Annotated in this window: 21 protein-coding genes and 1 pseudogene; 18 read left to right on the top strand and 4 right to left on the bottom strand. The window is 28.3% G+C overall.

The window, feature by feature from the left end; genetic code table 11:
* Positions 1–45 precede the first annotated feature (45 nt).
* From CSPB_RS03950 to CSPB_RS03915, 11 genes and pseudogenes are all read left to right on the top strand, one after another.
* Complete coding sequence (locus CSPB_RS03950) at positions 46–915, top strand: lysophospholipid acyltransferase family protein (RefSeq protein ID WP_089193229.1); 870 nt, start codon at positions 46–48, stop codon at positions 913–915.
* On the top strand, positions 915–1,799 hold the full coding sequence (locus CSPB_RS03945) for an ELM1/GtrOC1 family putative glycosyltransferase (RefSeq protein WP_235606503.1): 885 nt from the start codon (positions 915–917) through the stop codon (positions 1,797–1,799). The genes CSPB_RS03950 and CSPB_RS03945 overlap by 1 nt, the downstream gene beginning before the upstream one ends.
* Positions 1,796–2,857 carry a glycosyltransferase family 4 protein gene (locus CSPB_RS03940; protein WP_089193228.1) on the top strand — a complete coding sequence of 354 codons (1,062 nt, stop codon included), beginning with the start codon at positions 1,796–1,798 and terminating at the stop codon, positions 2,855–2,857. The genes CSPB_RS03945 and CSPB_RS03940 overlap by 4 nt, the downstream gene beginning before the upstream one ends.
* Positions 2,850–4,037 carry an O-antigen ligase family protein gene (locus tag CSPB_RS03935; RefSeq protein ID WP_089193227.1) on the top strand — a complete coding sequence of 396 codons (1,188 nt, stop codon included), beginning with the start codon at positions 2,850–2,852 and terminating at the stop codon, positions 4,035–4,037. The genes CSPB_RS03940 and CSPB_RS03935 overlap by 8 nt, the downstream gene beginning before the upstream one ends.
* Positions 4,034–4,849, top strand: coding sequence for a polysaccharide deacetylase family protein (locus CSPB_RS03930; RefSeq protein WP_089193226.1), 816 nt, complete (start codon positions 4,034–4,036; stop codon positions 4,847–4,849). Before CSPB_RS03935 ends, CSPB_RS03930 begins: the two co-directional genes overlap by 4 nt.
* Positions 4,846–5,808 (top strand): glycosyltransferase, encoded by a 963-nt coding sequence (locus CSPB_RS03925; RefSeq protein ID WP_089193225.1) that lies wholly within the window; start codon positions 4,846–4,848, stop codon positions 5,806–5,808. Before CSPB_RS03930 ends, CSPB_RS03925 begins: the two co-directional genes overlap by 4 nt.
* On the top strand, positions 5,805–6,851 hold the full coding sequence (locus CSPB_RS03920; RefSeq protein WP_089193224.1) for a glycosyltransferase family protein: 1,047 nt from the start codon (positions 5,805–5,807) through the stop codon (positions 6,849–6,851). Before CSPB_RS03925 ends, CSPB_RS03920 begins: the two co-directional genes overlap by 4 nt.
* Complete coding sequence (locus CSPB_RS08595) at positions 6,848–7,006, top strand: hypothetical protein (RefSeq protein ID WP_161492185.1); 159 nt, start codon at positions 6,848–6,850, stop codon at positions 7,004–7,006. Before CSPB_RS03920 ends, CSPB_RS08595 begins: the two co-directional genes overlap by 4 nt.
* A 55-nt stretch (positions 7,007–7,061) precedes the next feature.
* Positions 7,062–7,115, top strand: a pseudogene (locus CSPB_RS09065) (hypothetical protein); the annotation flags it as partial.
* Complete coding sequence (locus CSPB_RS08590) at positions 7,116–7,283, top strand: hypothetical protein (protein WP_161492184.1); 168 nt, start codon at positions 7,116–7,118, stop codon at positions 7,281–7,283. It begins immediately after the preceding pseudogene.
* 194 nt (positions 7,284–7,477) lie between these two features.
* Positions 7,478–7,771 carry a glycosyltransferase gene (locus CSPB_RS03915; RefSeq protein ID WP_151899139.1) on the top strand — a complete coding sequence of 98 codons (294 nt, stop codon included), beginning with the start codon at positions 7,478–7,480 and terminating at the stop codon, positions 7,769–7,771.
* Between the two features lie 192 nt (positions 7,772–7,963).
* On the opposite strand, the gene CSPB_RS03910 is transcribed toward CSPB_RS03915, so the two are convergent.
* A complete protein-coding gene (locus CSPB_RS03910; protein WP_089193222.1) occupies positions 7,964–8,539 on the bottom strand; it encodes a YrbL family protein in 576 nt (191 codons plus the stop codon).
* A 101-nt stretch (positions 8,540–8,640) separates the two neighbouring features.
* Between CSPB_RS03910 and CSPB_RS03905 the strand changes: the two genes are divergently transcribed.
* The 4 genes from CSPB_RS03905 to CSPB_RS03890 are packed head-to-tail and all read left to right on the top strand — an operon-like array spanning position 8,641 to position 11,716.
* Positions 8,641–9,420 (top strand): polysaccharide deacetylase family protein, encoded by a 780-nt coding sequence (locus CSPB_RS03905; RefSeq protein WP_089193221.1) that lies wholly within the window; start codon positions 8,641–8,643, stop codon positions 9,418–9,420.
* The gene (locus CSPB_RS03900) at positions 9,417–10,160 is read left to right on the top strand and encodes a glycosyltransferase family 2 protein (protein WP_089193220.1); all 744 of its coding nucleotides are present in this window, start codon (positions 9,417–9,419) and stop codon (positions 10,158–10,160) included. The genes CSPB_RS03905 and CSPB_RS03900 overlap by 4 nt, the downstream gene beginning before the upstream one ends.
* 53 nt (positions 10,161–10,213) lie before the next feature.
* Positions 10,214–11,206, top strand: a complete 993-nt coding sequence (locus tag CSPB_RS03895) for a diaminopimelate dehydrogenase (protein WP_089193219.1) — start codon at positions 10,214–10,216, stop codon at positions 11,204–11,206.
* A 33-nt stretch (positions 11,207–11,239) separates the two neighbouring features.
* Entirely contained in the window at positions 11,240–11,716 is a 477-nt protein-coding gene (locus CSPB_RS03890; protein WP_089193218.1) for a DNA-deoxyinosine glycosylase, read from the top strand.
* On the opposite strand, the gene CSPB_RS03885 is transcribed toward CSPB_RS03890, so the two are convergent.
* Genes CSPB_RS03885 through thiC form a run of 3 tightly spaced genes read right to left on the bottom strand, consistent with a single transcriptional unit; the run spans position 11,702 to position 15,275 of the window.
* Positions 11,702–12,802 carry a nicotinate phosphoribosyltransferase gene (locus CSPB_RS03885; protein ID WP_089193217.1) on the bottom strand — a complete coding sequence of 367 codons (1,101 nt, stop codon included), beginning with the start codon at positions 12,800–12,802 and terminating at the stop codon, positions 11,702–11,704. The genes CSPB_RS03890 and CSPB_RS03885 overlap by 15 nt on opposite strands.
* A 54-nt stretch (positions 12,803–12,856) precedes the next feature.
* Positions 12,857–13,945, bottom strand: coding sequence for an Mrp/NBP35 family ATP-binding protein (locus tag CSPB_RS03880; RefSeq protein WP_089193216.1), 1,089 nt, complete (start codon positions 13,943–13,945; stop codon positions 12,857–12,859).
* Positions 13,938–15,275 (bottom strand): phosphomethylpyrimidine synthase ThiC, encoded by a 1,338-nt coding sequence (gene thiC, locus CSPB_RS03875; protein WP_089193215.1) that lies wholly within the window; start codon positions 15,273–15,275, stop codon positions 13,938–13,940. Before thiC ends, CSPB_RS03880 begins: the two co-directional genes overlap by 8 nt.
* 100 nt (positions 15,276–15,375) lie before the next feature.
* On the opposite strand from thiC, the gene CSPB_RS03870 reads away from it, so the two are divergent.
* Genes CSPB_RS03870 through CSPB_RS03860 form a run of 3 tightly spaced genes read left to right on the top strand, consistent with a single transcriptional unit; the run spans position 15,376 to position 18,527 of the window.
* A complete protein-coding gene (locus tag CSPB_RS03870; protein WP_089193214.1) occupies positions 15,376–16,518 on the top strand; it encodes a bifunctional 2-C-methyl-D-erythritol 4-phosphate cytidylyltransferase/2-C-methyl-D-erythritol 2,4-cyclodiphosphate synthase in 1,143 nt (380 codons plus the stop codon).
* A complete protein-coding gene (locus CSPB_RS03865; protein ID WP_089193213.1) occupies positions 16,493–17,377 on the top strand; it encodes a DNA-binding transcriptional response regulator in 885 nt (294 codons plus the stop codon). Before CSPB_RS03870 ends, CSPB_RS03865 begins: the two co-directional genes overlap by 26 nt.
* Positions 17,361–18,527: a sulfate adenylyltransferase gene (locus tag CSPB_RS03860; protein WP_227484153.1), complete on the top strand. Its 1,167-nt coding sequence runs from the start codon at positions 17,361–17,363 to the stop codon at positions 18,525–18,527. The genes CSPB_RS03865 and CSPB_RS03860 overlap by 17 nt, the downstream gene beginning before the upstream one ends.
* Positions 18,528–18,531 lie beyond the last annotated feature (4 nt).

Raw genomic sequence — 18,531 nt, 5'->3', positions numbered from 1 at the left:
TTTTAATTAAAAAAGCTATAATTACAAGAATATTAAGGGGAAAATTTGAGAGAAAATATAGAATATTTACTAGTATTATTTTTTATAAAATGTGCTAAATTTATGCCTAAAAAATTTATTTATTATTTCTTAGATAAAGTCTCTTTGCTACTTTTTTATACATTAAAATCACGCCGAAATTTAGCCATTTCAAATTTAGCCAATGCTTTTAAAAATTTAGATGAAAACGAGATAAAAAATTTAGCAAAAGAAACTTTTAGAAGTTTGGCAAAAACTGTAGCAGATTGTTTGCTTTTAATAAACAAAAGAGTAAAAGTCGAAGATTTTTTTAATAAATCTTATGAAAATGAGATAAAATCCCTAATGCAAAATGTAAATACTGGTGTTTTGTTTTTCACTGCACACTTTGGAAACTGGGAAATTTTAACAAAATATGTTGCAAAACTAGGATTTCCGCAACTTGTTATTTCGAGAGAGGGAAATAATACCTTAATAGAAAAAAATATCACTATACCTTTTCGTGATGAGTTTGGAAACAAATTTGCTTATAAAGATGAAGCTATGAATAAGATTGTAAAAGCTTTAAAAAAAGGTGAAATTGTTGGAATTCTAACGGATTTAAAATTAAATAATAGCATTTTAGTTCCATTTTTTGGGCGTGAATGTTACACTGCAAAAACTGTTGGTTCGCTTTATTTAAAATATCATCCAAAAATAATTCCAATCTTTGCAAGAAGAATTGATAATGGCAAATATGAAATCATCGTAAAAGAATTTCCTAATCTAAATTTAAGTGGCGATAAAGAAAATGATATAAAGCTAATTACTAAAACTTGCAATGAAATTTACGAAGATATAATTAAACAAAGCCCAGAGCAGTGGTTTTGGATGCACAATCGCTGGAAATTAAATTAATGAAAGCTTTAATTATAAGCGATAAAAGAGCGGGTCATGAAAGCCAAAGCGTAGCATTTTGTCGTTTGTTAGGGCTTGAATTTGAGATAACTAGTATTAAATTTAAAAACAAATTTTTAAAAATTTTAAGCTATATTTTGGATTTTTTAAGAATTTATAAGACTATTTTTGAATGTGAGCTTAAAAGTGGCTATGACTTGGTTGTTTCATCTGGTTCAACTACTTATTATGCAAATAAATACTATGCAAAAAAAAATGGCATTAAAAACATAGCTTTAATGATGCCAAAGGGTTTTAGAAAAGATTTTAGCTATATTTTTGCAACTAAAAATGATGCTAAAAAAGAGCTTCTAAATTTGGTAGTTTTACCTGTAAATTTAAATTTTTTAGAAAAAAAAGAGTTTTATAAACCTCAAAAAAAGGCTATTTCTTTTATAATCGGCGGGGAAAATAAAATTTACAAAATATTGCCCGATATTTTAAATAAAATAGATGAAATTATGTCTAAATTTAGTGATTATGAGTGCATGATAACCACTTCTCCACGCACTCCAAAATGGCTAGAAAGCGAGCTTAAAAAAAGAAATTTTAGTTTTAGTGTTTGGTTTAGTGAAAATAAAATAAATCCAATTTATGATTTTACTCATAAAAGTGAGTTTATTTTTATAACCGCCGATAGCGTTTCTATGATAAGTGAAGCGGTTTGTAATGGAAGTGCAAATGTGTGTATTTTGGAGCTTTTCAAGAATAAAATTTCAAAATTTGATGAGTTTTTACTAAATTTAAAAGAGTTAAATTTAGTTCAAATTTATGATAACAACGCCAAATTAAAACAAACAAAAAAATTTAATTTAAAAGAAGTTTTAGAAAGTATAAATTTATGATAATAGTGCAGTTATTGCCAGAGTTAAACGAAGGTGGCGTGGAGCGTGGAGCGATAGATATTTCTAGGCTTTTAGATAAAGATGGTATTAAAAATTATGTGATTTCAAATGGTGGAAAGCTTGAAAAAGAGCTTAAAAATCAAATAAAATTTGATGTTAGTTCTAAAAATATTTTTACTTTCATCCCTAGAATTTTTAAACTTCGTAAAATTTTAAAAGATTTAAATCCAGATATCGTTCATGTAAGAAGCCGCGTTCCTGCGTGGCTTGTGTTTTTTGCTAAAAAAGGGCTAAAATTTAAGGTCGTAAGCACGGTGCATGGGTTAAATTCAGTAAATTTTTATAGTAAAATTATGATAAATGCTGATAAAATAATAGTGCCAAGCAACTGCGTAAAAGAGTATATTTTAAAAAATTTTCACGCAGATAAGACTAAAATTTCAGTGATTTTTAGAGGTGTAGATTTGAGTGATTTTAATCCTTTAAATTTTGATAGTGAAATTTTAAGGACAAAATTTAATCTAAAAAAAGATGATTTTATCATATCTTGCGTTGGGCGAATAACAAACTTAAAAAACATAGAAACTATCGTAAAGGCACTTAAATTTTTACCAAATGCCAAGCTTTTAGTCGTTGGTGGCGTGCATAAAAAAAGGCAAAAATATTTTGAGTTTTTAAAAGTTTTGGTTTGTAAGCTAGGTTTAGAAAAAAGAGTGATTTTTACAGGTAGTATTAGCAAAATCGCTGAAATTTACGCACTTAGCGATGTGGTAGTAAGTGCTTCGATTAAGCCTGAGAGTTTTGGTAGAAGTGTTGCTGAGGCAATTTCGCTAAATACGCCAGTTGTTGCAAGTAATCATGGCGGAGTAAAAGATATCATAATAGAAGGAATAAATGGCTACTTTTTTGAGCCTTTGGATGAACAAGAACTCGCCGATAAAATTTTAACGGCAAAAGAGCTTAAATTTGATGGATTTTCCTATATAAAAAGCAAATTCTCAGTAGAAAAAATGTATAATCAAACTTTGGAAATTTACAAGGAAATGCTAAATGAGTGAATATATTTTAAGCTTAAAAGCTGATAAAACTAAATTTGCTTTTAAGTTTTTACTTTTTGTGTGGCTTTGTAGTGTCCCTTTTAAAAATTCTATTTATCAAATTTCAACTGTTTTAATTTTACTGTTTTGTATAATACATTTTATAAAAAATAAAAATTATTTTATCTTAAAAGAAAATTTTAACAAAACTAAGATATTAAGCTTTTTTGTTGGGCTTATAATTTTAAGTATGATTGTTTCAAATTTACTAAATTTAGAACTAGCAACAAAAGATTCGTGGAAAAATACATTTTCTTTTATTTATAGATATGCTTTTATTTTCATAGCACTTGCTTATTTTTATGCACTTTCCTTCTTCTCTAAAAAAGAGATGGTTTTTATGCTTTTATTTGGAACTATGCTTTTAGCACTCAGTGGAATATGTGAAGCGATTTTAAACCCAAATGTTTTGTTTGGAAATGTGTCTAATGGTAATACAACAGGCTTAAGAGGAACTCTTAATAACCGCAATATAATGGGGCTTATGATGAGTGTGAGCGTAGTTTTTTCACTTTTTGTTTTAAGAAAAAACTTACTTATAAGTTTTGTTTTGTTGGCAATTTATGGCTTTTGCATGATTTTTTCATTTTCAAGATCTGGCTGGGTAGCTAGTGGCGTGGCATTTTTGATTTTTATAACACTAAACTTTAAAAAATTTGATAAAAGATTTTTTATTGTAGTGATTTTATTTATAGCTGCTGTGATTTTGATTTATTTAAATGTTGATAGCTTTCAAACTAGATTTAATCAACTTTTAGCAGGTCAGTCTAGTTACCGCACTTATTTATGGAAATATGGCATAAGTCAAATTATAAATCAGCCATTTTTTGGTCATGGAGTTTCAATTTGGAGAAGTCTTGATTTGCCGCCTGATATCGCACTTCACACAGGAGTTCATAACTCAACTATAGAAATTCTACTATTTACTGGTATTTTTGGTCTTTTTGTATGGATAAGTGCGGTATTTTTAGTTTTTTTTGAAATTTTAAAAAGTAAAAATTTCATATATTTGCCACTACTTGCATATTTTGTAGTTATAACTCAGTTTGATTTTAGTGTGTTTGACTCAAAAGAGCTTTTTAGTTATGTAAGTGTGTTTTTATTTTTAGTTTATAGTGATAAATTTAAGGAAAATTTTTGAAAACAATAATTTTTATATCTATTTTTTTAGTCATTGTTTGTTTTGTGATTTTTTCTATTCGCCTTAAATGGTGGCTAAAGGGTATTGATTATAAAATTCCAAGAGTTTTAATGTATCATATGATAGCAAATCATTTACCAAAAAACAAAAGTAAATTTAATCGCCTAAGAGTTAAACCAAAAAGTTTTGAAAAGCAACTCATTTGGCTTAAAAAAAATGGTTTTAAAAGCTATTTTTTAAGTGAAATTTCGCCATTAATGCCTGAAAAATCTATCATAATAACTTTTGATGACGGATACGAGGATAACTTTACAAACGCTTTACCACTTCTTAAAAAATATGGTTTTAAGGCTACTATTTTTATAGTTTGCAATCGCTTTGATAAAAACTGGGCTAATGATAAAGATTTGAAAAAATCAAGCCCAGAGCTAAATGCTAAAGAGATGCTAAGCGATGATGAAGTTAGGCAAATGATAGAAAGCGGTTTTATAGAAATTGGCTCACACACGCTAAATCACGCAAATTTGCCATCTTTAAGCTTAGAAGAAAAAGAAATAGAGATTAAACACTCAAAATCTTTAATAGAAGAGAAATTTGGTATAACTTGCAAAAGTTTTGCATATCCTTTTGGGTTTTATGATAAATTTGACACTATTTTAGTAGAAAAATCGGGCTACAAATTTGCCACTACAACAACGCCCGATGTTTTAAGAAATAAATACTCAAATTTTGAAATTCCGCGCCTTATGATAAGCGGTCGTGGAAGTTTGCTTCATTTTATACTAAAAATCAAAAAAGGAAGAAGTAGGTGAAAATTTGTTATTTTTCTTGCTCAAATATCTTTGGCGGAGTAGAAAATATTATTTTGCAAACCTTAAATGAGCTTTGTAAAAGTGATGAAGTTGGTTTAATATTACCAAAAGGAGCGAACTTTTTAGATAAATTTGATAAAAGAATTAAAATTTATGAGTATAAAAGTTACGATAAAAGATATAATCCATTTTTATACATAGAAGTTTTAAAAATCATAAAAAATTATGATATCGTTCATACACATGGAAGTAAAGCCACTCAAATTTGCTATATTTTAAGTAAATTTTATGATTTTAAATTTGTATCAACAAAACACAACGATAGAAAAGGTAAAATTTTTAACCGCGTTAAAAATGTAATTGCCGTTTCAAAAAAAGTCGCAACTACGATAAACAATGAAAGTAAGGTTATATATTTTGGTATAAAACCTAAAAATATCACTAGAAATTTACCCGCTAAATTTACTATAACAGCCGTTGGAAGGCTTGATTTTATTAAAGGTTTTGACATTTTGATAAATGAAGTAAGTAAGCTTAAATTTGACTTCATTTTGCAAATAGTTGGAAATGGAAAAGAAAAAGATAATTTTGAAAAACTCATAAATGGGTTAAATTTAAATCAAAAAGTAAAACTTTTAGGGCATAAAGATAATATTGCACAGATTTTAGCAAATTCTCATTTGCAAGTCATTAGTTCAAGGAAAGAAGGCTTTCCGCTAACTTTAATAGAAGGACTAATTTACTCAAATGTTTTAATCTCATCAAAAGTTGGTGGAATAGATGAAGTTTTAAATGGTGAGTTTTTTTATGAAAATTTGAATGAAAAAGTAGATGAAATTTATAAAAATTATGAAATTTACAGAGCTAAATTTAGAGATTTACATAAAAATGCTAGGCAAAATTTAGATTTTTATAATTACATATCAAATTTAAAAGAGTATTATAAAGGTATTTTATGAGAATAGTTCATTGTGGAATTTTTAACGAATATGATGATGGAAATTTCTTTTATGGTTTAGAGAGAAAAATAAGTCACGGACTTCATCAAAATGGGCATTTTGTATATGATTTTAGTTATCGCGACTGGGAAAGAAATTTAAGATTTTGCAAACTTAAAAATACTGGTTTAAAAAAAATGCAAAATAAATTAATTGAAATTTGCAAAAATTTAAATGCAGATTTATTGCTTCTTGGAAAAGCTGAAAAAATAAGCCGTGAGACTTTGCAAAAAATAAAAGAAGCACTACCAAATATAAAAATTATACAATGGTATGCCGATTTAAGAAATATTGATGACAATGATTTTAATAAAATCCATTTTTTAGATGCATTTTTTATGACAAATGGTAAAAATTTAAAAGAAATTTCAAAAAAATATACAAATACTTTGGTTTCTTTCATACCAAATATTTCAGATAAAGCATTTGATATAAAACTTACACAAGAAAAAATTTATGATGTGCTTTATATTGGTAATGATTATTCACAAAATAGAAAAAAATTTATAAAAAATTTAAATGAAATGTGTCAAAAAAATGATATAAAAATTAAAATTTATGGAAGTTTAGGAAATAATTTTATTTTTGGCAATGATTTTTTTAAAGCAGTTGCTAAATCAAAAATAGCTGTTAATTTCAATGCTGATGATTTTGTTGATAAATTAAATGAAGATAAAATTTTATACGCAAGCGATAGAATGGCTCAATTTATGGGTGCCGGAATTTGCACTTTTAGCCCAAAAATTAGTGGTTTTGAAAGATTATTTGAAGATCAAAAAGAGATAGTTTATTTTGAAAATTTAAATGATTGTGGCGAAAAAATTTTACAAATTTTAAAAAGCAAAAAGTGGAGAGAAATAGGAGAAAATGGGCGAGAAAAAGCACTAAAAATAGCAAATGCCAAAAGAGTTACAAATTTTATGCTTGAAGTTTTGTTCGGTAGGGAATTTTCACAAAACTACGAATGGAGAGAGTTTATCTATAAAAATGGAGAAAATATTTGAAAATTTTACAAACACTTCACTGGGTGCAGTTTGCTGGGACTGAAAAAGTTTGCATTGATTTATGTAATCAAATGTCTAAGGAACACGAAGTTTATCTATTTAGTAATAAAATTAGTTCAGATAATCACAATATAACAAGAATTCCCTACAAATAAAAATAGATTTAACCCATTTTATTTATATAAATTATCAAAAAATGGTGAAACAAATAAACCAGACATAATTCACACGCACAATACTAAATTTTTAGAAATTAGCAAATATATGCAGATATTTTTAAATCGCAAAATTCCACTTGTTTTTACAAAACATAATTGGTTTTTTAAGAAAAAAATGAAACTTGCCAATTTGTGTGTTGGAATTTCTCCAGAAACTTTGTTGCTTTGTAAACAAGCAAATGGAATTTGTTTTAAAGCTCCAAATAAAATTTAAATGAAAGCGATTTTAATACAGTTGGCGTTCGAAGACTTGAAGAGCATAAAAACTTTCAACTTGCTATAAAAGCACTAAGCAAAGTAAAATTTGACTTTAAATTTTACTTTGATTAGGTCAAGGAATTTATGAAAACGAGCTTAGAAAGTTAATAAATTCTCTAAATTTAGAGGATAAAATAAAACTTGTAGGTTATGTTGATAATCCTTGGGATTTACATATATAGCTCAAATTTGCAAGTCTTGTTTTCAAGATTAGAGGGTTTTTCTTTGGCTTTGATTGAAGGAATTTATTATGGTAAGATGGTTTTTGCACTTGATACTGCAAATCATAAGGAAGTTTTAGGAGAGGATTTTATAGTAGAAAATGATGATGAAATTGTTGCTAGAAAATTAGATGAAGTTTATGAAAATTATGATTTTTATAAAACTAAATTTGAAAAAATAAAAAAATACACAAAAATACAGCATAGAAAATGTAGCAAATGAATATATAAAAGCATATAAAAGCTTAATAAAAAATTATTTAAATGATAAAAAACATTTAATCACAAATATCGCGAGCGAAATTTCTCTAAATTTTATAAAAATAGTGATAAATTTACGATTTTAGGTGTTGGAATATTTGCAAAAGTTAAAAATTGGGATTTTTTAATAATCTAACCTTTAAAAGTTAAATTTTTAATTTTCAGTTAAAATCTTATTAATTCCGAGTCGTTTTTTAACTCTTAAAGAGCGTCTAAAAAGTTTAAATTTTGATATAAATGGTAATTTGAAACAAAAATTATTTTCTTTGTCAGTGCTGTTTAGTCTTTTAAAATCGATAAAAAACAGATTTTCTTCGCCGTTTTTGATTTGCACTAAGAAATTTTTCATATTTATAATATCAAAAAGATTTATATTGTATTTTCTTATAAGTTTTAAAAATGTATCAATTTGAGTGGCTAAATTTTTACTTAAAGTGTGATTTTGTAGATAAACTTCTAAATTTTGACTAATTTGTAAATTATCGTCTCTTATAATCTCGCAAATAATAGCTTTTCCTTTATCTGTTTGAATTAATTCATTTTCAATTTTTGGTAAGAATTTTTGAATTTTCATACATAGAGATAAAATCTTTTTGTAATTTTGCAAATCAACCAATAAAAGCTCATCTTTGCCATCTTTTTGGACTTTTAACATTTTGTTTTTATCATTTGGGTGCACGTAGCAATCGCGATACCAACCACTATCTAAGATTTCTTTAAGTTCTAACATTTACAACTCCTAGATTTTAATTCTATCGTAATTCATTTTATAAAACAATAAAGCAAATTATGATACTATCTAACTTTACTTTACTCAATGTGGAATTCTTTATGATTTTTGTCTGTATTTTTTTGTTTATAATTTTAGTGGCATTTTCACTTCGGTATAACTGGTGGCGAGTTTGTATAAGCGATAATCACGCAAGAGTTTTAATGTATCACTCAATCGAACGACATTTTGGCGATAAATTTGATAAATGGCGAGTTTTACCAAAAGATTTTGAAAAGCAAATTGCTTGGATTGCAAAAAATGGTTATAAATTTTATACTCTTGCTGAACTTTGCGAATTATCAGAAAATATGCCCAAGAAAGCAGTTTGCATAACATTTGATGACGGATATGCTGATAATTTCACAAATGCCTATGAAATTTTAAAAAAATATGGTGCAAAAGCCACAATTTTTTTAATTCCTAATCAAAAGGAAAATCACTGGGAAAAGGCAAATGCAACGCATTTTTCAGCTATGCTTAATAGCCAACAAATTACCAAAATGAGCGATATTGTGGAGTTTGGTTCTCATACGATAAATCACGCAAATTTGCTTCAAATATCACTTGAACAAGCTAGGATAGAAATAGAAAATTCTAAAAAAGAGGTTGAAAAAATCACAGGTAAAATTTGCGAGAGTTTTGCTTATCCTTATGGAAAATATGATGAAAAAATCTTACAAATAACTGGAGAATGCGGATTTAAAAATGCCGTAATTGTTAAGCGTGGAGTTTTTAAATCTGGTGAAAATAGGCTTGAAATCAAGCGAATAGGAATTCTTGGCACTGAGAGTTTTTTTGACTTTTGGCTGAAATTTAAGAAAATAAGGAATAAATTATGATAAAAGCGTCTGTTTATATGATTTGTCAAGATGAAGAAAAACATATCGAACGGATGTTGAAATCTGTCGCGGATTTTGATGAAATCATAGTTGTAGATAGCGGAAGCAAGGATAAAACGCTTGAAATCGCAGCAAAATTTACAGATAAAATTTATCACCACGACTGGCAAGGCGAAGGTGTGCAGAAAAACTATGCATTTTCACTTTGTAAAAATGAATGGGTATTAAATTTAGACGCTGATGAGGAAATTACTGGTGAGCTTAAAACTGAAATTGAAAATTTTATGAAACAAAGTGAGTATGTCGGGCTTGATATAAAATTTCACGAGTATTCTTTAGGGCGGATTTGTTCGCCTTTTGTTCGTAAAAATACACACATTAGGTTTTTTAAGAAAAGTTGTGGAGAATATAGAAATCTAGGTGTTCACGCACAAATTTCAATCAACGGCAAAGTAGCAAAAAGCAAACACTCAATCCATCATTTTAGTGATAAATTTATAAAAGAGCTTGTTATGAAAAATAATAATTATTCAAGTCTTAGAGCCCAGCGTGATTTTGAAAAAGGCAAAAAACCAAATTTCTTAAAGCTGATTTTTATTTTTCCATTAATATTTTTTAAATCTTACATTTTAAGGCGATCATTTTTTGATGGTAAAAAAGGCTTTATAACTTCAATGATAAATGCTTTTTACGCATTTTTAAAAGAAGCAAAACTTTATGAATTAAATTTAAAAAAATAAAAGCAAAAAAAATATATAATTTAAATCAATCTTATTTAAGTTTAAGGAATAAAATGCAAAAGATAAAAATAGGCATAGTTGGTTATGGAAATTTAGGTCGCGGTGTTGAAACCGCTTTACAAAAAACAAACGATATGGAACTTGTAGGCATTTTTACAAGGCGTGATCCAAAAAGCATAAAAACTCTTTTTAGCTCTAAAGTTTATAATCAAGATGAATGCTTTAATATGAAAGACAAAATAGATGTTTTGATTTTATGTGGCGGAAGTGCAAATGATTTGATGGAACAAAGTCCTAAATTTGTTGAGAGTTTTAATATCATTGATAGTTTTGACACTCATGCAAAAACGCTAGAACATTATAAAAATGTAGACAAAATTGCTAAAAAAAGCTCAAAAATAGGCATTATTTCTATAGGCTGGGATCCGGGACTTTTTTCTCTAAATAGACTTATAATGCAAAGCGTATTGCCAGAAGGAAAAGATTATACTTTTTGGGGAAAAGGTGTTTCTCAGGGACATTCGGATGCAATTCGTAGAATTTCTGGTGTTGTGGATGCAAGACAATACACAATTCCTTCGCAAAAAATTCTAGATGATGTAAGAAATGCTAAATTTGGAGATTATACAACAAGGCAAAAACACACAAGAGAGTGTTTTGTAGTGCTAGAAAATGATACGCAAAGCGAAAGAAAAAGAGTTGAACAAGAGATAGTTTCTATGCCAAACTATTTTAGTGATTATGATACAACTGTAAATTTTATAACTAAAGATGAGCTAGATAAAAATCACGCAAATTTACCACATGGCGGAAATGTTTTTAGGGGTGGTAAAACTGGAAAAAATTTAGAAAATAATCATGTTATAGAATTTTCTTTAAAACTTGATTCAAATCCTGAGTTTACATCAAGTGTTATGGTTGCATATGCAAGAGCTGCTTTTAGGCTTCAAAAATCAGGTCAAAGTGGTGCTAGAACTATATTTGAAATACCTCCGTTTTTACTAAGTGCAAAAAGTATAGAAGATATCATCCACGATACTTTATGATAAATTTTGCCCTTTTTAGGGCAAAAAAATAATATGATAAACAACATTCCTGCATTTTTTAATAAACATTCAAAAATCCTAATACTTGGAAGTTTTCCATCAGTTATTTCAAGGCAAAATGAATTTTTCTATGCTAATAAACAAAATAGATTTTGGAAAGTTTTAAGCTTTGTATTTGACGAAAAAGAACCAGTAAGCTTAGATGATAAAAAATCACTACTATGTAACCATAATATCGCCTTATGGGATATAGTAAAGAGTTGCGATATAAAAGGTTCAAGTGACTCAACTATAACAAATTTAAAAACAAATGATATAAATCAAATTTTAAAAAATAGCAATATTTCACACATATTTACAAATGGTAGTAAAGCCTCGTTTTTATATAAAAAATACATTTTAAAAGATACTTTTATACAAAATTATCCTCTTGTATCAACTAGCCCAGCAAACGCTAGATACTCTTTAGAAAAACTTATAAAAGAGTGGAGTGTTTTATCTAGCATTTAGCTTCACTTCTTTTAGTCTATTGCTTTTAAAATTATGTCTGCCGTATTTAGCTTCTTCTTTTCCATTTAATTCTACTAAATCCGCCGTAAATCCGCAAGTTTGGTTTATAACAGTATATGTTCCAACTCCATACATATCAACAGGCGTGCTAACATCTTCAAATTCTTTGATAATTTTTGGTGTAAAAGACGAACTTACCACTATCTTAACATAAGAAAAACCATTTTCATCTAAAGCTTTTCTTAAGGCAAATACTAACTCTTTGCAAACTCCATGCGGATCAAAACCGCTAGTATCTTTGTCATTAAAATATTTATCTATCAAATTTTTTGAAGTATCAGCTCTAACAGCATAAAGTCTATTTCCTAAAGCACTTGCTGCTTTTAATGCATCGTTAATTGCATCGTTATTATAATCAACCAAAGCTGTTATTTTTTCATTTGGAAACGTTTTTGCATAAATTTCACATGCTTTTACGATGTCCCCTTTACACATTTGTATAAGTGCGTGTGGCATAGTTCCCATGCCTTTTCCATCCCACCATAAGCCTTGTGCGTCAGTTGAAACCTTATTTATACCAGCAACAAAAGTAGCATATCCATCACCAATTTGTGTTAAAATATCATCTTGTCTATCTGCCATAGAAAAAACTATTTTTCCATTTGCTGCTTTTAAAACTTCACTTACATTTGTGCAAACAGAGCTTCTTCTTGCTAAAGTTGCATCTATGATATTTTCTAAAAAACCAAAATCCTCATATTTTCCACTAACTTTTAAAACAGGCTCATATCCTTTGACCATATCTCCATCATTTAATGCGAGAATTTTTAAATTTTGAGGATTATTTGCAAAAGTTTGTAAAATTGCTATAGCTTCGTCTATACCACATAAAATATATTCATCCGTTCTGCAAAACCATTGTTGGGTTACATTTTGATTTGGTAAATTTTCTTTAATGATTTTATTTGTTTTTAAAAAATAATTAGCCGAAAAAAAGCCATCTTTTATCCTATCATCAAATTTAAAAGTTTTATTTGTAAGACGAGATATCTTACCGGATTTTTTTAGTTCTATTTCTGTTTGCATAAAATTTCCTAATTTTAAATGAATTTATAAAATGAGCAAAAAGCTCATTTTATACTAATGACAGTGTGCTTTACCACTCATATCTGGTTGAATTGCAGAGTTATCTGCTCCACCTTTGGAGTTTATATCTTCTATAATTTTTATTAGCTTCTCAGCTCCATCTAAATATCTTTTAGCACTTACTGAATTTGGCTCATAAAAACTTATAGGTTTTCCACTATCTCCACCCTCTCTTATGGATGGTTCTATTGGAATTTCTGAAAGAATTTCAGTTTTATATCTTTCGCATAGTTTTTTTGCACCGCCTTTTCCAAATATATCATATTCTTTTTTTGTATCTGGTGCTATAAATCCACTCATATTTTCTATAACTCCAGCTATAGGAATATGAAGTTTTTCAAACATATCAAGAGCTCTAGCACTATCATCAAGTGCAACAGTTTGTGGAGTTGTTACGCAAATTCCAGCAGTTACTGGCACGCTTTGAGCAAGGCTAATTTGTGCATCTCCAGTTCCTGGTGGCATATCAAATAAAAGCACATCTAAATCACCCCAAGCAACATCTCTTAAGAGTTGATCTATAACTTTCATAATCATAGCACCTCTCCATATCAAAGCAGAACCACTTTCCATTAAATTTCCCATGCTTATCATCTCTATGCCATGAGTTTTAATTGGTTCTATTTTATTACCAATAGCATATGGTTTTTCATTTTCAACACCGAGCATTCTTGGTATATTTGGACCATAAATATCTGCGTCCATAAGACCAACTTTTTTACCAAGTTTTGCTAAAGATATAGCTAAATTTAGAGTAGTTGTGCTTTTGCCAACACCACCTTTTCCACTACTTACCATTACAAAACTTTTGATTTGTGGTGCTAAGTTTTTACCACTTCTTGTGTTGCTTTGCTCTTTTGGAATTTCTGGTTGAGCTATATTTATACAAACATCTCCTAAAAGTGCTTTTATATCATTTCTTATTTTGTCTGCAACTTCAGGATTTGATGATACTATTTGTAGATTTATAATGATACCATTATTAGTTTTAATCTCTTTTACAAAACCAAAATCAACTATACTTTTTTCAAAACCAGGATAAATAACCTGTTTTAATTTTTCTAAAATTTCATTTTTATCCATTTGGATACTCCTTACACTCTTTTTTTGCTATCTCTTTACTTATCTTATAAGCACAAAATTTTGGTCCACACATTGAACAAAATTCAGCTTCTTTAAATACATCTTGAGGAAGAGATTCATCATGATACTCTCTTGCTCTATCTGGATCCAAAGCAAGTTCAAACTGCTTATTCCAATCAAAATTATACCTAGCATCACTCATAGCATGATCTCTTTGTATAGCACCTACTCTATTTCGTGCTATATCTGCTGCGTGTGCTGCTATTTTATGAGCAATAAGCCCCTCTCTAACATCTTTTGCATTTGGCAAACCTAAATGTTCTTTTGGCGTAACATAACAAAGCATGCTAACGCCATGATATGCAGCAAGTGCTCCACCAATCGCACTTGTGATATGATCATACCCAGCACCGATATCACTAACAAGCGGACCAAGAACATAAAATGGTGCATTATTGCAAAGTTCTTGTTCGAGCTTGACATTATACTCAATTTGATTTAACGGAATGTGACCAGGACCTTCTATCATCACTTGAACATCTTTTTCATAAGCTCTTTTTGCAAGCTCGCCTAAAACTTTTAATTCACTAATTTGAGCCTCATCACTAGCATCATAAAGACAACCTGGACGCAAACTATCACCAAGAGATAATGAAACATCATATTTAGCACATATCTCACAAATTTCATCAAAAGCGGTATAAAATGGATTTTCTTTGTGATAATGCATCATCCATGATGCCATCAAGCTACCTCCTCTACTTACTATACCCATCTTTCTTTTTGAAACAAGCGGCATAAATTCTAACTTAAAACCAGCATGTATAGTAAAATAACTAACGCCCTGCTTTGCTTGATTTTCTATGACATTAAGCATAGTTTTTATATCCAAATTCTCAATATTTCCAACATCGTGAATGATTTGATACATCGGAACTGTGCCTATTGGAACTGATGATGCTTTTATGATAGCCTCTCTAATAGCGTTTAAATCGCCACCAGTTGAAAGATCCATAACAGTATCTGCTCCGTATTTTATAGAAATATTAAGTTTTTCAACCTCTTCATCTATATTGCTAGCTAAACTAGATGAGCCAATATTTGCATTTACTTTGCATTTTGTTGCAATACCTATACCAATTGGTTTTAAATGAGCATGATTGATATTTGCAGGTATTATCAAAGAACCTTTTGCAACCTCTTGCATAACTAAATTTTCATCTAAGCTTTCAGTCTTTGCAACATATTTCATTTCATCAGTTATTATGCCATTTTTAGCATAATAAAGCTGTGTTTTTCCAAAAGTATTTTTAGTATTTTGCATATACATTTTCCTATATTAAAAATAATTATCAAATATATCAATAAAAAGCTAAAAAACAGCTTTTGTAATGTATAATAATTATTTGTTAATATATAAAGGAATGATAATGCTTGATATATCTTTAATAATGCTTGGTGCAGGCTCATCTAGTAGATTTGCTCTACCTGTAAAAAAGCAATGGATAAGATTAAATGATACTCCGCTTTGGCTATATGCAACCCAAAATTTATGTAATTTTTACCCTTTTAAAGATGTTTTTATAGTAAGTAACGAATGCGAATATATGAGTAAATTTACAAATAATTTTAAATTTATAAAAGGTGGCGAAACTAGACAAGATTCATTAAAAAATGCACTAGATAAGATAAATAGTGAATTTGTTTTAGTAAGCGATATAGCAAGACCTTGCATTAGAAGAGAGCTATTTTTAAAGCTTATTGAAGGATTAAATAACGCTGATTGCGTTGTTCCTGCTCTGAAAGTTAGCGATACTGTGTATTTTGAAGAAGAAAGTATAAATAGAGAAAAATTAAAACTTATTCAAACACCGCAGTTATCAAAAACAAGTATGCTAAAAAAAGCTTTACAAAGCGACATAATATACACAGATGATAGCTCAGCCATAAAAGCAGTTGGCGGCAAAATTTGGTATGTTGAGGGAAACAAAGACGCAAATAAAATAACATATTATGAAGATTTGCTAAATTTAAATTTACCAAAACCATCAAACGATATATTTAGTGGAAACGGATTTGATGTGCATAAATTTAGCCAAAATAATGATAAAACATTAGTGATTTGCGGAGAAAAAATACCACATGAAAAAGGCATAATAGCTCATTCTGATGGAGATGTTGGAATTCATGCATTAATTGATGCTATGCTTGGAGCAGCATCTTTAGGAGATATTGGGGAGCTTTTTCCAGATAATAATGATAAATTTAAAGATATAAGTTCAATAAAACTTTTAGATATCGTAAATACTATGATAAAAAAAGTTGGATTTGAGATTATAAATTTAGACATAACTGTAATCGCACAAGAGCCAAAACTATCATCTTATAAAGATAAAATGGCAAAAAATATAGCAAATACTTTAAATTTAACACAAAATAGAGTTAATATTAAAGCAACAACAACAGAACATTTAGGATTTATAGGAAAAAAAGAAGGGATTGCAGCATTAGCAAATGTAAATTTAAAATTTTTTGATTGGACTAAGTATGAAAGTTTTAATAGTAGAAAATGAGATATATTTAGCACAAAGCATAGCTTCAAAACTCAGTAAATTTGGTTTTGATTGCACAATTTTAGAAAACGAAAATGAATATAACAAAAATGAATTCTTTGATGTAATACTGCTTTCAACTAGCTTTTCAAATAAAAAATTTGAACAAATTATAGTAGAAAATAGAGATTCTATTATTATAGTAATGATTACATATATAAGTAATGATACTATTTTACGACCAATAGAACTTGGAGCACATGATTATATACAAAAACCTTTCATAATGGAAGAACTCATTAGAAAAATAAAGTATTTTATAAATTATCACAAACTAAAAATGCTAAATACAACATATAAAAATTATTTTAAAAATAATTTAATATCACCATATTTAAAAGAACATGAATTAAAAAAACTAAAACTACCTGTTTTAATTCGCAGTATAAAAACTCAAAACTCAGATAGTTTTGCGCTATTTTATACAATAAATTTAGATATAGCTTTTGAGCAAATTGATTTAAAAAACAACAACTCTTTAGAAAAGCTTAAAAGTCGTATTGGTAAAAATTTGTTATATCTAATAAATTTTCAATCTTTAAAAGATAAAGAAAAGATGGAAGTTTTAGAAATTTGTTCAAAAAAACAAGTAATTATATCAACTACAAATTTACTTGAAAAAGCAGATTGCCAAATCATAGATATACCTGTAGAAGATAGTAATTTCGATATAAATGAAATTTTAAGCATTGATGATTACACAAAACTTGCTATATCAAAATATCAAAATAAATATAGCGATACAGACCTTGCAAAAAAACTAGGAATGTCAAGAAAATCATTATGGGAAAAGAGAAAAAAATATGGAATCCAAAAATAAATCCATAAATATAAATAAAACAGAGTATGGCATACTATCACTCATAGAAAATGGAATTTTAGGCAAATTTACTAAACTAATGAATGAAGATGAAGCAAAGATTGCTATGAGCGGCAAATTTAAAGATGAACCAAGTCCATTTACTTATGTTTTTGCACCAAGTGGGTGTGAAGATGAATTGCAAAATTTAAAAAGCAAAGATACGCTAGAGCTTGTTTTAAATGATAAAAAAGTAGGATATATAAAAGTAGAAAGTGTGTATAAAACAAAAAAAGAAATAGCCGATAAGTCGATATTTTTAGTAGATACACTTAAAGCAAATAAAAATTTAAAATATGGAAAATACGCAGTAAGTGGTGAAATACGGGTATTTGATACCTCACTAGAAGAGACAAAAGATAAAATTTTTAAAAAAATTAAAAATAATAATCTTAAAAAAATCAGTGCGGTTATGCTAAGAGCAAATCCGATTCATAGAGCCCACGAAAGACTTATAAGAATCATGATAGACAAGGCAGATCTTGTAATAATATTTTTAATAAGAACTTTATCAGAAGATAAACTTGAGTTTGATTTAAGAGTAAAAACACTAAAATATTTTGCAAGTAAATATCTACCGGTAGATAAAATAGAAATAGTAGCTTTTGAAAATACATTTTTTTTCAAAGATCATGTAGATCCGGCATTAGAGTGCATTGCAGCACATAATTTTGGTGCAAATAAACTTGTAGTTGGACAAAATCATGGTGGTATAGGTATGTTTTATGATGGCAATACACCACATACAGCCTTAGACATATATAAAAAAGAATTAAATATAGAAATCATAGTTATGCCAGAGTTTGTATATTGCAATGAATGTAAATGCTTAGTTAGCACAAGAAGTTGTCCGCATGGTGCTCATCATCATATAAAATATCGCACAAAAACTTTAAGAGATTTGCTTTATAATGGAATTATGCCACCATCCATCCTTATGAGAAGTGACATTTCAGCACTCATACTAAGTGAACTTTTTCCAAATAGATTTAAAGATATACAAAAAATTTATGATAATTTATTTGCAAACAAAGGTATTTTAGAAAAACACGATGAAAAAGATTTTTATATAGCACTTATGAAGCTTTATCAAACACCAATAATGAATTAAGGAT

Source organism: Campylobacter sputorum, from assembly GCF_002220775.1.
Classification (GTDB): Bacteria; Campylobacterota; Campylobacteria; order Campylobacterales; family Campylobacteraceae; genus Campylobacter_F; species Campylobacter_F bovis.
The sequence above is the reverse complement of the archived record's forward strand: the minus strand, read 5'-3'. Positions and strand labels throughout refer to the sequence as shown.

What these genes read in the sequence shown, in the direction of transcription:
- CSPB_RS03945 (WP_235606503.1), top strand. Translation starts at nt 915, where the DNA reads ATGAAAGCTTTAATTATAAGCGATAAAAGAGCGGGTCATGAAAGCCAA.
- CSPB_RS03940 (WP_089193228.1), top strand. Translation starts at nt 1,796, where the DNA reads ATGATAATAGTGCAGTTATTGCCAGAGTTAAACGAAGGTGGCGTGGAG.
- CSPB_RS03935 (WP_089193227.1), top strand. Translation starts at nt 2,850, where the DNA reads ATGAGTGAATATATTTTAAGCTTAAAAGCTGATAAAACTAAATTTGCT.
- CSPB_RS03920 (WP_089193224.1), top strand. Translation starts at nt 5,805, where the DNA reads ATGAGAATAGTTCATTGTGGAATTTTTAACGAATATGATGATGGAAAT.
- CSPB_RS08590 (WP_161492184.1), top strand. Translation starts at nt 7,116, where the DNA reads ATGCAGATATTTTTAAATCGCAAAATTCCACTTGTTTTTACAAAACAT.
- CSPB_RS03915 (WP_151899139.1), top strand. Translation starts at nt 7,478, where the DNA reads ATGTTGATAATCCTTGGGATTTACATATATAGCTCAAATTTGCAAGTC.
- CSPB_RS03910 (WP_089193222.1), bottom strand. Translation starts at nt 8,539, where the DNA reads ATGTTAGAACTTAAAGAAATCTTAGATAGTGGTTGGTATCGCGATTGC.
- CSPB_RS03905 (WP_089193221.1), top strand. Translation starts at nt 8,641, where the DNA reads ATGATTTTTGTCTGTATTTTTTTGTTTATAATTTTAGTGGCATTTTCA.
- CSPB_RS03900 (WP_089193220.1), top strand. Translation starts at nt 9,417, where the DNA reads ATGATAAAAGCGTCTGTTTATATGATTTGTCAAGATGAAGAAAAACAT.
- CSPB_RS03895 (WP_089193219.1), top strand. Translation starts at nt 10,214, where the DNA reads ATGCAAAAGATAAAAATAGGCATAGTTGGTTATGGAAATTTAGGTCGC.
- CSPB_RS03890 (WP_089193218.1), top strand. Translation starts at nt 11,240, where the DNA reads ATGATAAACAACATTCCTGCATTTTTTAATAAACATTCAAAAATCCTA.
- CSPB_RS03885 (WP_089193217.1), bottom strand. Translation starts at nt 12,802, where the DNA reads ATGCAAACAGAAATAGAACTAAAAAAATCCGGTAAGATATCTCGTCTT.
- CSPB_RS03880 (WP_089193216.1), bottom strand. Translation starts at nt 13,945, where the DNA reads ATGGATAAAAATGAAATTTTAGAAAAATTAAAACAGGTTATTTATCCT.
- thiC (WP_089193215.1), bottom strand. Translation starts at nt 15,275, where the DNA reads ATGTATATGCAAAATACTAAAAATACTTTTGGAAAAACACAGCTTTAT.
- CSPB_RS03870 (WP_089193214.1), top strand. Translation starts at nt 15,376, where the DNA reads ATGCTTGATATATCTTTAATAATGCTTGGTGCAGGCTCATCTAGTAGA.
- CSPB_RS03865 (WP_089193213.1), top strand. Translation starts at nt 16,493, where the DNA reads ATGAAAGTTTTAATAGTAGAAAATGAGATATATTTAGCACAAAGCATA.
- CSPB_RS03860 (WP_227484153.1), top strand. Translation starts at nt 17,361, where the DNA reads ATGGAATCCAAAAATAAATCCATAAATATAAATAAAACAGAGTATGGC.